This is a genomic window from Klebsiella sp. GG_Kp146 (assembly GCF_040061975.1).
Classification (GTDB): domain Bacteria; phylum Pseudomonadota; class Gammaproteobacteria; order Enterobacterales; family Enterobacteriaceae; genus Klebsiella; species Klebsiella quasipneumoniae.
In genome coordinates, this window is record NZ_JBEAHA010000005.1 from 146,808 (window position 1) to 162,419 (window position 15,612).

The window sequence follows — 15,612 nt, forward strand, 5'->3', positions numbered from 1 at the left end:
TCTGGTCTGACTGAGGGCACCACCATGGCACTCCCCCGTATTACACAAAAAGAGATGACCGAGCGCGAACAGCGCGAATTGAAAACGCTGCTTGACCGCGCGCGCATTGCGCACGGCCGCCCGCTGAGCAATGCGGAAACGAACAGCGTGAAAAAGGAATATATCGATAAGCTGATGGCCCAGCGTGAAGCGGAAGCGAAGAAAGCCCGCCAGGTAAAAAAACAGCAGGCTTATAAGACGGATAAGGAAGCGACCTTTTCCTGGTCGGCGAATACGCCGACCCGCGGCAGGCGTTAACGCCCTTTCTTTTTACGTCCCGGCTGGGTGAAACGTTTGCCGTTGCCAGCCGGGCGGCCCTTATCGTTGCTATTTTCCATCTTCACCACCGGGCGCTTGATGCCGGGGGTCGCCGCTTTGGCCTTCGGCTTAGCTTTCGGCTTCGCTTCGGAAGAAGAGTTTTCAATCAGCTTGAACAGATCGATCAGCTCGTCATCGGTCAGATCGCGCCACTCACCCAGCGGGATCCCCGTCAGGCTGACGTTCATAATCCGCGTACGCTCAAGCTTCGTCACTTCATAGCCAAAATGCTCGCACATGCGACGGATCTGGCGATTCAGCCCCTGCACCAGCGTGATGCGGAAAACGAACGGCGCTTCTTTCTTTACCTTACATTTTTTGGTTACGGTCCCGAGAATCGGTACCCCCGCGCCCATGCCGCGAATGAACTCATCGGTCACCGGCTTATCGACCGTAACCAGATACTCTTTTTCATGGTCGTTGCCGGCGCGCAGGATCTTATTCACCAGGTCGCCGTGATTGGTGAGGAAGATCAGCCCCTGGGAGTCTTTATCCAGACGGCCGATAGGGAAGATACGCTTGCTGTGGTTGACGAAATCGACAATGTTGTCGCGCTCGCCGTCTTCCGTGGTGCTCACAATGCCGACCGGCTTATTCAGCGCAATCAGCACCAGATCATCCGCTTCGCGCGGCTCAATCAACCGTCCGTTAACTTTGACCAGGTCGCCAGGCTTCACCTGATCGCCAATCGTGGCGCGCTTGCCATTGATAAAGACGTTGCCTTGTTCAATAAAGCGGTCCGCTTCGCGACGCGAGCAGATGCCGCTTTCACTGATGTATTTGTTTAATCGGGTTGATGAGTCGGGCAGCATAGATTCTCCTGTAAAAGCGAAATATACCCTACCTTGCGGGCGAGAAAAAACCTGGATTGCGTTATTCATTATTCAACGGCTTCGTCGGGCTCATGAACAGCATTCCGCTTACCCACATCATGCGCCATGTCAGCGCGCCGGTATCGGGGCGATGCTAGAATTTCTGCTTCAATAATAGGTTTAAAACAGGAAGAAAAGATGGAACTGCTGCTACTCAGTAACTCCACGCTGCCGGGGAAAGCCTGGCTGGAACACGCCCTGCCGCTGATTGCCGGTCAGGTCAAAGGCCGCCGGACGGCGGTATTCATCCCCTTCGCTGGCGTGACGCAAACCTGGGATGATTACACGGCCAAAGTGGCTGCGGTTATGGCGCCGATGGCGGTCAGCGTAACCGGTATCCACCGCGTCGCCGACCCTATCGCCGCCATTGAAAGCGCCGAGATGGTGATCGTCGGCGGCGGGAACACCTTCCAGCTGTTGAAAGAGTGCCGCAGCCGCGGGCTGCTGGCGCCGATTGTCGATGTCGTCAAACGCGGGGCGTTGTATATCGGCTGGAGCGCAGGTTCAAACCTCGCCTGCCCGACCATTCGCACCACCAACGATATGCCGATTGTCGATCCCCAAGGATTTGATGCGCTGGGGCTGTTCCCGCTCCAGATTAACCCGCACTTCACCAACGCGTTGCCGACCGGGCATCAGGGTGAAACCCGCGAACAGCGTATCCGCGAACTGCTGGTCGTGGCGCCGGAATTAACGGTGATTGGTTTACCGGAAGGAAACTGGATCCAGGTCACCGATGGTCACGCGACCCTTGGCGGCCCGAACCCGACGCTGTTGTTCAAAGCGGGGGAAGCAGCGGTAACCCTGCCTGCAGGCCACCGCTTCTGAGCTGGTATGGCTAACGTTTCCCGGATAGCGGCGCGTTGCGCCTTATCCGGGCTGCCTCAACGGAACGTCCAAACGCATAACCCCGGTTAGCGCAGCGCCGCCGGGGAAGGTCTCAATAGTCATCCCGTTCGTCGTCTTCATCCGGCTGCTCCATCACGCTGTAAGCCACCGAGCAGAACAGGCTGTTCAGACGCTTCATATCCCCTAGCAGCGCCAGGTGCAACGTACTGGTTTCGATACTCTGCACGTTCTGCTGATGCAGACGGTCAACGTGCGCATGCGAGTAGCGGCGGTTAAGAATGCGGAACCGGTGTTTGCTGCGCCGCAGGCGACGGGCGCTGGGTACATCGCTGGAGAAGAAGACCGACATCGCCAGCTGCAGGTTGCTGAGCAATAGATCGTACAGGGCGTCCAGCTCCTTTAACCCTTCCACCGAGAAGGCGCGCCGCGCCGCCAGCGATTTATCAGCGATTTCGCTGCCCATCCGCTCGACGATATCGGAGGCCTGCTCGAGGTTTAACGACATCTCAATAATTTCCGCCCAGCGCCGGGACTCCTCTTCCGCCAGCTCATCCTTTGGCATACGCGCCAGATAGAGCTTAATGGCGGTGTAGAGTACGTTGATATCGTCCGCCATGCGGCGTAGCTCTTTCTCCTGACGCGGTTCGCCATGCATCACCTTATGCAGGCTCTCCAGCATTTGCTCCATCGCGTCACCAATGCGCAGCGTCTCGCGCGCGGCATTGGCCAGCGCCAGCGCCGGGGTGTCCAGCGCCGACGGGTCGAGATGCTTGGGTTTGAGATGGTTATCCAGCTCGGGTTCATCGCGGATCATGCGCTGGCACAGCTTCGCCATCGGTCCGGCAAAAGGCACCATCGCGATGCAGCGCAGCAGGTTGTAAAAAACGTGGAAGTAGATAACCAGCTCGGACTCGGCCAACGGCAGCTTGTGCATCGCCGCGGCCAGCGGATGGACGAACGGCAGAATGATCAGGCTCCCCACCAGCTTAAACAGCAGGCTGCCCAGCGCCACCCGGCGCGCCGCCGCGTTCGCCGCGCTGTTGTTGAGCATCGCCAACAGCCCCGATCCCAGGTTGGCGCCAATCACCAGGCACAGCGCCACCGGAAAAGAGATCGCTCCTGCCGCGGTCAGCGTCGCGGTCAGCAGCACCGCCGCCAGGCTGGAGTAGCTGATGATCGCGAATACGGCGCCAATCAAGGCATCCAGCATAATATCCCCGGTCAGCGAGGCAAAAATCACCTGCACGCCGTTGGCCTGGGTAATGGGGTGGACGGCCTGCACAATCAGCTCCAGGGCCAACAGGATCAGCCCAAGGCCAATCCCCACTCGCCCCAGCTGCCCGGCGCGGGTCTGCTTGCGGCCGAGGAAGAAAATCACCCCGATAAATATCAACAACGGCGACAGCCACGACAGGTCGAAGGTCAGCACCCTCGCCATCAGCGCCGTACCGACGTCGGCTCCCAGCACCATCACCAGCGCCGGCGTGAGGCCCACTAAATCCTGGGCGACAAACGAGGTCACCAGCATGGTGGTGGCATTGCTGCTTTGCACCAGCGCAGTCACGCCAAGACCCGCGCAGAAGGCGAGCGGCTTTTTCTCTACGCTGCTACTGAGAACGGTACGCAGGCGAGCGCCATAGACGCGCATCACCCCGGTACGCACGATATGCGTGCCCCACACCAGCAGAGCGACCGCGGACAACAGGTGTAGCAGAGTTAACACGGAATCAGCTTCTCCTTATCGTTATAGGTGTTCCGACGTTCTGGAACCTATCTCAGTATAAGGGGTTAACCTCAATAAAGAGACAAGGCGCTCACAGAGCGCCTTGTTTGTTGTAAGGAAAGATGACGACTAGTCCGCATCATAGCCCAGATTAGGGGCTAACCAGCGCTCGACTTCCGCCGGGGTCATCCCTTTACGCAGCGCGTAGTCTTCGACCTGGTCGCGCTGGATCTGCGCCACGGCGAAGTATTTGCTGTCCGGATGGCTGAAGTACCAGCCGGAAACCGATGCCCCCGGCCACATGGCGAACGATTCGGTAAGCTTCATGCCGGTATGGGCTTCGACGTCCAGCAGCTGCCAGATGGTGCCTTTTTCGGTGTGCTCCGGACAGGCCGGATACCCCGGCGCCGGACGGATCCCCTGGTAATTCTCGCGAATAAGCTCCTCATTGCTGAGGTTCTCATTGGCCGCATACCCCCAGTAGACCTTGCGCACTTTCTCGTGCAGATACTCGGCGAAGGCTTCCGCCAGACGATCGGCGATGGCCTTGATCATGATCTTATTATAGTCATCATGCTGCGCTTCATAGGCTTCCGCCAGCGCGTCCTCTTCCAGGCCGCCGGTGACGGCGAAGGCGCCGATGTAGTCCGCTTTGCCGCTCAGCTTCGGCGCCACAAAGTCGGCGAGGCAGTAGTTGGCGAAGCCGACCTTCTCCGTCTGCTGGCGCAGGTGATGGCTCACCGTCAGCACGTGGGTGCGGGTTTCATCGCGATAGATTTCAATATCGTCGCCCACGCGGTTGGCCGGGAACAGGCCCACCACGCCGCGCGGGTTGAGGGTTTTCTCTGCGCTCAGCTTATCCAGCAGCTCGTTAGCGTCTTTGAACAGGCGCTGCGCCTCTTCCCCTACCACTTCATCTTCCAGAATGCGCGGATATTTGCCCGCCAGCGACCAGGTCATAAAGAACGGCGTCCAGTCGATGTAGTTGCGTAGCGTCTCGATACTGGCTTCCACCTCCTGAATCCCCAGGCGATGGGCCACCGGCGGAGTGTAGCTCTCCCAGTCAAAGGCCAGATCGTTTTCCCGTGCGGCGGCCAGGGTCACCGGCGGGGTGCGCGGTTTTTTACGCCCATGCTGGATACGCACGGTTTCATACTCTTTGCGCGTACGGGCGACAAACTCATCGCGCTGCGTGTCCGAGAGCAGCGCAGCCACCACCCCGACGGTGCGCGAAGCGTTCTGTACGTAAACGGTCGGGCCGCTGTAGTTCTGCTCGATTTTCACCGCCGTATGCGCTTTAGAGGTGGTCGCGCCGCCGATCAGCAGCGGGATGGTAAAGCCCTGGCGCTCCATCTCTTTCGCCACGTTAACCATTTCGTCGAGCGACGGGGTAATCAACCCGGAAAGGCCGATGAGATCCGCGTTCACCTCTTTGGCGGTTTTGAGAATTTTATCCGCCGGGACCATCACGCCAAGATCGATTATTTCGTAGTTATTGCACTGCAGCACCACGCCGACGATGTTTTTGCCGATGTCATGAACGTCGCCTTTTACCGTGGCAATCACCATTTTGCCGTTACTGGAGCCCTGCTCTTTACTGGCTTCAATAAACGGCTCCAGGTAGGCCACCGCCTGTTTCATGACGCGGGCGGATTTCACCACCTGCGGCAGGAACATTTTGCCTTCGCCGAACAGATCGCCGACCACGTTCATGCCGTCCATCAGCGGCCCTTCGATCACCTCAATCGGGCGAGCGGCCTGCTGACGCGCTTCTTCGGTGTCCTGTTCAATAAATTCGGTAATGCCCTTCACCAGCGAATATTCGAGGCGTTTTTTCACCTCCCAGCTGCGCCATTCCGCCTGCTGGGCATTTGCGCCGTCGTCAACTTTACTGCCGCGATATTTTTCCGCCAGCTCGAGCAATCTTTCGGTGCTGTCATCGCGGCGGTTGAGAATCACGTCCTCCACCGCGTCACGCAACTCGGCGGGAAGATCGTCGTAAATCGCCAGCTGGCCGGCGTTGACGATGCCCATGTCCATGCCGTTACGGATCGCGTAGTAGAGGAATACCGCGTGGATCGCCTCACGTACCGGGTCATTGCCGCGGAAAGAGAAGGAGACGTTGGAGACGCCGCCGGAGATCAGCGCGTGCGGCAGCTCGCGTTTGATGTCTTCGCAGGCGCCGATAAAGTCCTGGGCATAGTTATTGTGTTCTTCGATACCGGTCGCCACCGCGAAGATATTCGGGTCAAAGATAATATCTTCTGGCGGGAAGCCGACCTCTTCGGTGAGGATTTTGTAGGCGCGACGGCAAATCTCAATTTTACGTTCGCGGGTATCAGCCTGTCCCACTTCGTCAAAGGCCATCACCACCACCGCGGCGCCGTAGCGGCGCACCTTTTTCGCATGCTGGATGAACGGCTCAACGCCCTCTTTCATCGAAATCGAGTTAACGATGCCTTTGCCCTGAATGCATTTCAGGCCCTTTTCAATGACTTCCCACTTGGAGGAGTCGATCATGATCGGCACGCGGGCAATGTCCGGCTCGCCGGCAATCAGGTTGAGGAAGCGCGTCATCGCCGCTTCGGCGTCGAGCATCCCCTCGTCCATGTTGATATCGATGATCTGCGCGCCGCTTTCCACCTGCTGACGCGCCACGTCCAGCGCTTCGCTGTACTTCTCTTCTTTGATTAAGCGTTTAAATTTCGCCGAGCCGGTAACGTTGGTACGTTCGCCGACGTTCACAAACAGGCTGTCATCGCCGATATTCAGCGGCTCAAGGCCGGAAAGACGGCAGGCGACGGGGATCTCCGGCAGCTGGCGCGGCGGCAGGCTGGCCACCGCGCGGCTCATGGCGGCGATATGTTCCGGCGTGGTGCCGCAGCAGCCGCCGACGATATTGAGGAAACCGGCTTCCGCCCATTCGCGGATCTGCGCCGCCATGGTATCGGCATCCAGATCGTATTCGCCGAAGGCATTGGGCAGGCCAGCGTTCGGGTGTGCGGTAACGTAGCACTCAGCGATACGCGACAGCTCCTGGACGTACTGGCGCAGTTCGTCCGGCCCGAGGGCGCAGTTCAGACCAAACGATAAGGCTTCGGCGTGACGCAGCGAGTTATAGAAAGCTTCGGTGGTCTGCCCGGAAAGCGTGCGGCCGGAGGCATCGGTAATGGTCCCGGAGATCATCAGCGGCAGGTCAACGCCCAGCGCCTCCAGCTCCTCTTTCACCGCATAGATGGCCGCTTTGGCGTTCAGGGTGTCAAATACCGTTTCAATCAGGATCAGATCCACGCCGCCTTCCACCAGCGCCCGGGTGGATTCGCGATAAGCAGCCACCAGCTGATCAAAGGTAATATTGCGGAACGCCGGATCGTTCACATCAGGCGAAATAGAGGCGGTGCGGTTGGTTGGGCCAAGCACGCCCGCGACGTAGCGCGGTTTTTCCGGCGTGCGGGCCGTCCAGGCATCGGCGCTGGCGCGGGCCAGCTTCGCCGCCGCAAAGTTGATCTCTGCCGACAGGGACTCCATCTGGTAATCCGCCATCGCGATGGTCGTCGAGTTAAAGGTGTTGGTCTCAATGATATCCGCGCCGGCCTCGAAGTAGGCGTCGTGGATCTCGCGGATCACCTCGGGCTTGCTGAGCACCAGCAGGTCGTTGTTGCCTTTCAGGTCGCACGGCCAGTCAGCAAAGCGCTCACCGCGAAAGTCCTGCTCACTCAGACGGTAGCCCTGGATCATGGTGCCCATGCCCCCATCCAGAACCAGAATACGTTCTTTTAACTGCTGATGCAGTTGCTCAACTTTGCTGCTCACACTTGCTCCCGACAACGCTCAACACAGGCCAAATAGCCAACAAACCATACTGGCATAAACCACCGGAGCGGAAAAGACAACAACGGGCAATATGAGACATGTTCAGCTTCACTCCTCCGATGAGTCCGGTTGTGATTGCATTATCGCCAAATAAAACGAAAATCATTTCCACGATACAGAAAAAGGAGTCCGCGATGGCCACTACCCCCGTTCCCGCGAAACGCGGCAGAAAACCCGCGGCTGCCACCGCCCAACAGGCTGGCGGTCAGGTTCAGTCGCTGACCCGCGGCCTGAAATTGCTCGAATGGATTGCCGAGTCCCACAGCAGCGTCGCGCTGACCGAGCTGGCGCAGCAGGCGGGTCTGCCCAACTCAACCACTCACCGCCTGCTGACCACCATGCAGCAGCTGGGTTTCGTTCGCCAGGTCGGCGAGCTGGGCCACTGGGCCGTCGGCGCGCATGCCTTCGTGGTCGGCAGCAGCTTTCTGCAAAGCCGCAATCTGCTGGCGATTGTCCACCCGATCCTGCGCCAGCTGATGGAGGATTCCGGTGAAACGGTGAATCTGGCGGTGCTTGACCAGAGCGACCACCAGGCGATCATTATCGACCAGGTGCAGTGCACCCAGCTGATGCGTATGTCGGCGCCAATCGGCGGAAAACTGCCGATGCACGCCTCCGGCGCCGGGAAGGCGTTCCTCTCGCAGCTGAGCGAAGAGCAGGTGACCAGCCTGCTGCACCGTAAAGGGCTGCATGCCTATACGCATGCCACGCTGGTCTCGCCGCTGCATCTGAAGGAAGATTTAGCGCAGACCCGCAAGCGGGGCTACTCGTTCGATGACGAGGAGCACGCGCTCGGCCTGCGCTGCGTCGCCGCCTGCATTTATGATGAACACCGCGAACCGTTCGCGGCAATCTCCATCTCCGGTCCCATCTCACGCATGACCGATGATCGGGTGACCGAGCTGGGCGCGCTGGTGATCAAAGCGGCGAAGGAAGTGACGCTGGCATACGGCGGGGTTAAATAAAAAAATGCCCCGCAGGGGCATTTTAAGTAGGCCTGATAAGCGTAGCGCCATCAGGCAGATCGGCGCACCTTGCCGGATGGCGGCGTAAACGCCTCATCCGGCCTACTGTCGGCGCCATAGCGCACGCTAAAACGCTGCTTACGCCGGTAAGCATAGACATCTTCCACATGACCGTTTTTAATCCGCGTCTGCAGTTCGCGCCAGTAGTCGGCACGCAGCAGGTCGGCATGCATCTCCTCAAACAGCGGCCCAATGCGCGGGTCAGCGCACAGCCAGTGGCGGAACTCCTCCGGAAACACATCCCCCGGCGAGACGCTGTACCACGGCTCGCTGGCCAGCTCATCCTCGGGATAGCGCGGCGGCGGGATCTGGCGGAAATTCACCTCCGTCATATAGCAGATTTCATCATAGTCGTAGAACACCACCCGGCCGTGGCGGGTGACGCCGAAGTTTTTAAACAGCATATCGCCGGGAAAGATGTTGGCGGCGGCCAGCTGGCGGATAGCATTCCCATACTCTTCTACCGCATCGCGCAGCGCCTGGCCGTTAACCTGCTCCAGCCACAGGTTGAGCGGCACCATTCGCCGTTCAATATACAGATGACTGATGACAATCCGGTCGCCGAGGTCGGTCAGTTTGTTCCCCGCTTCCGCCTGCAGCAGCGCCAGCAGCGCTGGCGCGATTTGTCGTTTCTCCAGCACGAAGTTTTCAAACTCCTGCGTGTCCGCCATCCGCCCGACGCGGTCATGCTCCTTTACCAGCTGATAGCAGGCGCGCACGTGGGCGGCGGTCATCTCCTTCTGCGGCGCGAAGCGGTCTTTGATCACCTTGAACACCCGGTCAAACCCCGGCAGGGTAAACACCAGCATCACCATCCCGCGAATGCCCGGCGCCTCGATAAACTGCTCATCGCAGCGAGCGATGTAGTGCAGATATTCGCGATAGCTTTCGGTTTTGGCGTGCTTCTGGCAGCCAATCGCCATATACAGCTCGGCCGTGGTTTTACCCGGCAGGATCTCGCGCAGCCATTCCACCAGAGCGCCGGGCAGGGGCGCATAAACCATAAAATAGGAACGCGCGAAGCCAAAAACGATGCTCGCTTCGGCATGGGTGGTCAGGCAGGTATCGACAAACAGCTCGCCCTCGTCGCTGCGATGGATCGGCAGCAAGAAGGGCAGCGTGGTCATCGGCATCACCAGTTTGCCCACCAGCCAGGCGGCTTTGTTGCGATAGAACAGCTCATTGGCGACCTGTAGATGACAGGTGGCGAGCGGTTCCTCCCCCAGCGCCTCCTGCAGACTGGCAATGATATAGCCGATATCCCGCGCTTTATTTTGCCACGGCAGCCGCAGCGGCAGATCGGACAGCACTTTACCCAGCAGGTGCGACCAGCCGCGCTCTGGATAGAAATCTTTCGCCAGCGGGCGCGGAAGGGTGCGAAAAGGACGCTCGGGCTGCGAGCTGAAAATAAAGAGCCGCTCGGGGGTCAGCGAGCGGTGGTCAAACAGGCGGCAGTAGACCGAATTGAAAAAGCTCTCGGCAATTTCAAAACGAGGGTAATCCGGCAGCAAACGGGTGTAGTGGGCTTTCACCCGCAGCAAAAAGTCGGCATCCGTGCTTTTTCCCTCCGTGATGCAGCGCAGCTGCTCCACCACCAGACCCACATGGTGGTCATAGAGGTGGATCCGCTGTTTCATCGCCTGCTGCACCGCATGCCAGTCGGCCTGTTCAAAGCGCTGCTGCGCGCCGGAAGTCACTTCGAGAAAACGCCCATACTGAGCGTCAAATCCCTGCAATATCGTTTGGGCAATCAGTAATTCCAGACCACGCGTCATCGAACTCCCCCATCCGGTACCACGTCAGGCCGGATGGCGCGCTCGCTTATCCGGTCTGGATCCCTTCACAGGCCCGGTGAGCGTCCTGCCACCGGGCATGGCTCAAAACTGATCTTCTTCGGTCGAGCCGGTCAGCGCCGTCACCGACGAGGCGCCGCCCTGGATAATGGTAGTGACCTTGTCGAAGTAGCCGGTGCCCACCTCCTGCTGATGCGAGACGAAGGTATAGCCTTCCGGCCCGGCGGCGAATTCCGGCTGCTGCACTTTTTCAACATAGTGGCGCATCCCCTCACCCTGAGCGTAGGCATGGGCGAGGTCGAACATGTTGAACCACATGCTGTGGATCCCGGCGAGGGTAATAAACTGGTATTTGTACCCCATGTCCGACAGCTGCTGCTGGAAGCTGGCGATGGTTTTATCATCGAGATTTTTCTTCCAGTTAAACGACGGCGAGCAGTTATAGGCCAGCAGTTTGCCCGGGAAACGCGCATGAATGGCTTCGGCAAAGCGACGCGCCTGCTCGAGATCCGGTTTCGACGTTTCACACCACACCAGGTCCGCATACGGCGCGTAAGCCAGCCCGCGGCTGATCGCCTGCTCGATCCCGGCATGGGTGCGGAAGAACCCTTCGCTGGTGCGATCTCCGGTAATAAACTCACGATCGTACGGATCGCAGTCTGAGGTAATTAAATCGGCAGCGTCAGCATCGGTACGGGCGATCACCAGCGTCGGGACCCCCATCACGTCGGCCGCCAGACGCGCCGCCACCAGTTTCTGTATCGCCTCCTGGGTTGGAACCAGCACTTTACCGCCCATATGACCGCACTTCTTCACCGACGCCAGCTGATCTTCGAAGTGAACAGCCGCTGCACCGGCTTCAATCATCGATTTCATCAGCTCAAAGGCGTTCAGGACGCCGCCGAAACCGGCCTCCGCATCCGCCACAATCGGCAGGAAGTAGTCGATAAAGCGCGGATCGTTCGGCTCAATCCCGGCTGACCACTGGATCTGATCGGCGCGGCGGAAGGTATTGTTGATCCGATCCACCACCGCCGGTACCGAGTTGGCCGGGTACAGCGACTGATCCGGGTACATGCTGGACGCCAGGTTAGCATCCGCCGCCACCTGCCAGCCGGAGAGATAAATGGCTTCGATGCCGGCCTTCGCCTGCTGCAAGGCCTGGCCGCCGGTCAGCGCGCCAAGGCTGTTGATGTACCCTTTCTTCGCCTCACCGTGCAGCAGACGCCACATTTTCGCTGCGCCAAGCTGCGCCAGCGTGCATTCCGGGTTCACCGAGCCGCGTAATTTCACCACCTCTTCCGCGCTGTACGGGCGGGTAATCCCTTCCCAGCGCGGGTTCGTCCACTCTTTGTTTAATTCTTCGATTTGTTGGGTACGGGTTTTCATGTGCAGATGCTCCATATTATTTCCTGGCTCCCCAGGCGTCATTGGTGAAGGACTAAATGGCGAACAACACCATCTGGCGATTAGGCCAGCAGGCGGTAGCCCGGTAATGTCAGAAAATCAATCAGTTCGTCGGAGGTGGTGATCTGCTCCATCAGCCGCGCCGCATCGTCAAAGCGGCCATGGCTGAAGCGGTGCTCCCCCAGCTCCTCCTGAATCACCATCAGCTCTTCCGCCAGCCACTGGCGGAACAGCGCTTTCGTGACCGGCGTGCCGTCGTTCAGGGTTTTCTGATGATGGATCCACTGCCAGATAGAGGTGCGCGAGATCTCGGCCGTCGCGGCGTCTTCCATCAGGCCATAAATCGGTACACAGCCGTTGCCGGAGATCCAGGCTTCGATGTACTGCACCGCCACGCGGATGTTGGCGCGCATCCCGGCTTCCGTGCGCTCGCCCTCGCAGGGGGCCAGCAGCTGTTCGGCGGTAATTGGCGCGTCCTCGCTACGGGTCACCGAGAGCTGATTCGGCTTGTCGCCGAGCACGCGGTTAAACACCGCCATGGCGGTATCCGCCAGCCCAGGATGGGCGATCCAGGTGCCATCGTGACCGTTGTTCGCCTCCAGCTCTTTGTCGGCGGTGACTTTATTCAGCACCTGACGGTTACGCTCGGCCTCTTTACTCGGGATAAAGGCCGCCATTCCACCCATCGCAAACGCCCCGCGTTTGTGGCAGGTCCTAATCAACAGCCGTGAGTAGGCGCTGAGGAAGGGTTTATCCATCGTCACCACCTGGCGGTCCGGCAGTACGCGGTCAGGATGGTTTTTCAGCGTCTTGATATAGCTGAAGATATAGTCCCAGCGGCCGCAGTTCAGGCCGACAATATGGTCGCGCAGCGCATGCAGGATCTCATCCATCTGGAACACCGCCGGCAGTGTTTCAATCAGCAGCGTGGCCTTGATGGTGCCGCGCGGCAGGTCAAAGCGATCTTCAGTAAAGCTGAAGACATCGTTCCACCATGCCGCCTCCTGCCAGGCCTGGGTTTTTGGCAGATAGAAGTAGGGACCACTTCCTTTCGCCAGCAGCGCCTGGTAGTTATGAAAGAAATAGAGCGCAAAATCGAAAAGACTGCCGGGAATGGCCTCATTACGCCAGGTCACATGCTTTTCCGGCAGGTGCAGGCCGCGCACACGGCATACCAGCACAGCGGGATTGGGCTGCAGTTGGTAGATTTTGCCAGCCTCATTGGTGTAGCTGATGGTCCCGTTCACGGCATCGCGTAGGTTGATTTGGCCATCAATGACTTTACGCCAGTCCGGCGCCAGCGAATCCTCAAAGTCCGCCATAAAGACTTTTACGTTAGCATTCAGCGCGTTAATGACCATCTTGCGCTCGACGGGGCCGGTGATTTCAACGCGGCGATCCTGCAAATCCGCCGGGATACCGCGAATGGTCCAGTCGCCATTTCTAATGGAAGCAGTTTCCGAAATAAAATCCGGCAGCTGCCCATCGTCAATGGCCTGCTGCTGCTGCAGACGCGCGGCCAGCAGTTTATTGCGCGCCGGCGTAAAGCGGCTCACCAGTTCCGTCAGGAATTCTACCGCCTCAGGCGTCAAGATCTGCTTCTCCTGCTCGCCATAGGGCTGACTAAAGGCCAGTTCATCGGTGATTGTCGCCTGCTGCGTCATTGTGCTGCTCCTCTTGGTTGATCCGCTGGAAGCGAGCGAAAGATCGTTGTGCAGTTTTCGCTCAGCACAATTAAGACTACTCAATTAATTTTCAAAATCAAAAACAATTTCCATTTTAATTTTAAAATGAGATTAACATATTGATAACAATGAAATTAAAGTTATCATCAGCCATGAGGTGAATTTCGGAAATAAAAAAGGCACCCGAAGGTGCCAGAGGCAAAGTGCTGAAACGCTTTAGGATCGTTTCGTGCGGAGTATTACTCCAGCGTTGGATTCATATGACGCAGATCGTATGGTGTAATCTGGTAGACGTAATAGTTCAGCCAGTTAGCGAACAGCAGATTACCGTGGCTCCGCCAGGTGGCGCGCGGTTTGTTCTGCGGGTCGTTTTGCGGAAAATAGTTGTGGGGAATCTCAGGGTTCAAACCGGCTTCCACATCGCGGAAATATTCACTTGCCAGGGTATTGGCATCGTACTCGGGGTGGCCGGTGACAAAGGCTATACGCTTATCTTTACTGGCGAACAGATACGCATCGCCCTCTTCCGTCTCCGCGAGGATCTCGAGATCGGTATAATCCCGGATAAGCCCTGCAGGAAAGTCAGCATAGCGTGAGTGTGGGGCCAGGAAAGAGTCGTCGAAACCGCGGGTCAGTAAAGCGTGTGGATGAAGAATATGGTGTTCATAAACGCCAGAAATCTTTTCGGCGCGGGTCTGCTTGGGAATGCCGTACAGAATATTCAGCGCGGCCTGAACCGCCCAACAGACGAACAGCGTCGAAGTGACGTGATCCTTGGCCCACTCCAGCACCTGTTTGATCTGCGGCCAGTAAGCGACATCATTAAATTCAACCAGGCCTAAGGGAGCGCCGGTGACGATCAGGCCGTCGAAGTTCTGATCGCAGATCTCATCGAAATTGCAGTAAAAGTTATTCAGATGCTCCGCCGGCGTATTACGTGACTCACGCGCATCGATACGTAATAACTGGATGTCCACCTGCAGCGGAGAGTTCGACAGCAGACGCAGGAACTGATTCTCCGTCTCGATTTTCTTCGGCATCAGGTTGAGGATTAACACCTTCAGGGGGCGGATTTCCTGAGTTGTTGCACGCGTTGTCGTCATCACAAAGACGTTTTCATTGCGCAAGAAATTGACGGCTGGTAGCTCGTCCTGCACCCGAATTGGCATAACTCTATTACCTCATAGCATACGTATAAACGTTTAGACATCCAGATAGCTGAAGATAACCAGGAATCGGGTGAATGTCGAGTCTGCATGTTCACGGTGAGAAAATTTCACGGCGCGCATTGAGTTAGAATATAAGAATGAAGAAAAGGAGAAAATATGGTTATTAGCATCCGCCGTTCCCGGCCTGATGAAGGGGATAAACTGATTGCGATCTGGTGTCGGTCAGTCGACGCCACGCACGATTTTCTGTCAAAAGCGTATCGGAGAGAGCTGGAGGAGCTGGTACGTGCCTTTTTACCGGAGGCTCCGCTGTGGGTGGCGGTTAACACGGAGGACCAGCCGATCGCCTTTATGCTGTTGACCGGAGATCATATGGATGCGCTGTTCGTCGATCCGGATGTCCGCGGCTGCGGTGTGGGGAGATTGCTGATCGCGCATGCGCTGTCGTTAACGCCAACACTGACGACCAACGTAAATGAGCAGAATGAACAAGCGGTCGGGTTTTATCGGAGAATGGGTTTCAAAGTGACAGGTCGCTCTGAAACGGACGATCTGGGTCAACCGTATCCGTTATTGAATTTGATACATGAGCAGCAGGCTGAAGCAGACTACGATTGACGTCGGTAACTTTGCGGCATTGATGTCCCCTCGGCCAGCAGGTGGCCGAGGATCCGTAGCTCCGGTAAGCGCAGCGCCACCGGGGAGATATACCCCACACAGCAAAAAACCCCGCACCTTTCGGGACGGGGTTCTTTTTAAACGCAAAAACAAAAAGCTCAGTCTTTCGACTGAGCTTTCTGCTTTATTTGATGCCTGGCAGTTCCCTACTCTCACATGGGGAGACCCCACACTACCATCG

General features: G+C 57.9%; 11 protein-coding genes. 4 read left to right on the forward strand and 7 right to left on the reverse strand.

Going from position 1 to position 15,612, the window contains the following annotated elements; genetic code table 11:
- Positions 1–24 precede the first annotated feature (24 nt).
- A complete protein-coding gene (locus ABLU95_RS08010) occupies positions 25–297 on the forward strand; it encodes a DUF3811 domain-containing protein (protein WP_004177859.1) in 273 nt (90 codons plus the stop codon).
- Here the strand turns inward: ABLU95_RS08010 and rluF are convergent.
- Positions 294–1,169 (reverse strand): 23S rRNA pseudouridine(2604) synthase RluF, encoded by an 876-nt coding sequence (gene rluF / locus ABLU95_RS08015; protein ID WP_023291614.1) that lies wholly within the window; start codon positions 1,167–1,169, stop codon positions 294–296. The two genes, ABLU95_RS08010 and rluF, sit on opposite strands and share 4 nt — an antisense overlap.
- A gap of 198 nt (positions 1,170–1,367) precedes the next feature.
- Between rluF and pepE the strand changes: the two genes are divergently transcribed.
- Positions 1,368–2,057, forward strand: coding sequence for a dipeptidase PepE (gene pepE, locus ABLU95_RS08020; RefSeq protein ID WP_032454551.1), 690 nt, complete (start codon positions 1,368–1,370; stop codon positions 2,055–2,057).
- Positions 2,058–2,169: 112 nt separating this feature from the next.
- Here pepE and ABLU95_RS08025 read toward each other — a convergent pair whose 3' ends face one another.
- Positions 2,170–3,801: a Na/Pi cotransporter family protein gene (locus tag ABLU95_RS08025; RefSeq protein WP_004206824.1), complete on the reverse strand. Its 1,632-nt coding sequence runs from the start codon at positions 3,799–3,801 to the stop codon at positions 2,170–2,172.
- Between the two features lie 129 nt (positions 3,802–3,930).
- Positions 3,931–7,614 (reverse strand): methionine synthase, encoded by a 3,684-nt coding sequence (gene metH, locus ABLU95_RS08030; RefSeq protein ID WP_348879199.1) that lies wholly within the window; start codon positions 7,612–7,614, stop codon positions 3,931–3,933.
- 194 nt (positions 7,615–7,808) lie between these two features.
- Between metH and iclR the strand changes: the two genes are divergently transcribed.
- Entirely contained in the window at positions 7,809–8,639 is an 831-nt protein-coding gene (gene iclR, locus ABLU95_RS08035) for a glyoxylate bypass operon transcriptional repressor IclR (RefSeq protein WP_004206826.1), read from the forward strand.
- A 50-nt stretch (positions 8,640–8,689) separates the two neighbouring features.
- On the opposite strand, the gene aceK is transcribed toward iclR, so the two are convergent.
- From aceK to metA, 4 genes are all read right to left on the reverse strand, one after another.
- Positions 8,690–10,474: a bifunctional isocitrate dehydrogenase kinase/phosphatase gene (aceK, locus tag ABLU95_RS08040; protein ID WP_348874676.1), complete on the reverse strand. Its 1,785-nt coding sequence runs from the start codon at positions 10,472–10,474 to the stop codon at positions 8,690–8,692.
- Positions 10,475–10,576: 102 nt separating this feature from the next.
- Positions 10,577–11,881 carry an isocitrate lyase gene (gene aceA / locus ABLU95_RS08045; RefSeq protein ID WP_004206828.1) on the reverse strand — a complete coding sequence of 435 codons (1,305 nt, stop codon included), beginning with the start codon at positions 11,879–11,881 and terminating at the stop codon, positions 10,577–10,579.
- A gap of 80 nt (positions 11,882–11,961) precedes the next feature.
- Positions 11,962–13,563, reverse strand: a complete 1,602-nt coding sequence (gene aceB / locus ABLU95_RS08050) for a malate synthase A (RefSeq protein WP_101990232.1) — start codon at positions 13,561–13,563, stop codon at positions 11,962–11,964.
- Positions 13,564–13,823: 260 nt separating this feature from the next.
- Positions 13,824–14,753, reverse strand: coding sequence for a homoserine O-succinyltransferase (metA, locus tag ABLU95_RS08055; protein ID WP_004146576.1), 930 nt, complete (start codon positions 14,751–14,753; stop codon positions 13,824–13,826).
- A gap of 156 nt (positions 14,754–14,909) precedes the next feature.
- On the opposite strand from metA, the gene ABLU95_RS08060 reads away from it, so the two are divergent.
- Positions 14,910–15,371, forward strand: a complete 462-nt coding sequence (locus ABLU95_RS08060) for an acetyltransferase (RefSeq protein WP_065883729.1) — start codon at positions 14,910–14,912, stop codon at positions 15,369–15,371.
- The last annotated feature ends 241 nt before the right edge of the window (positions 15,372–15,612 follow it).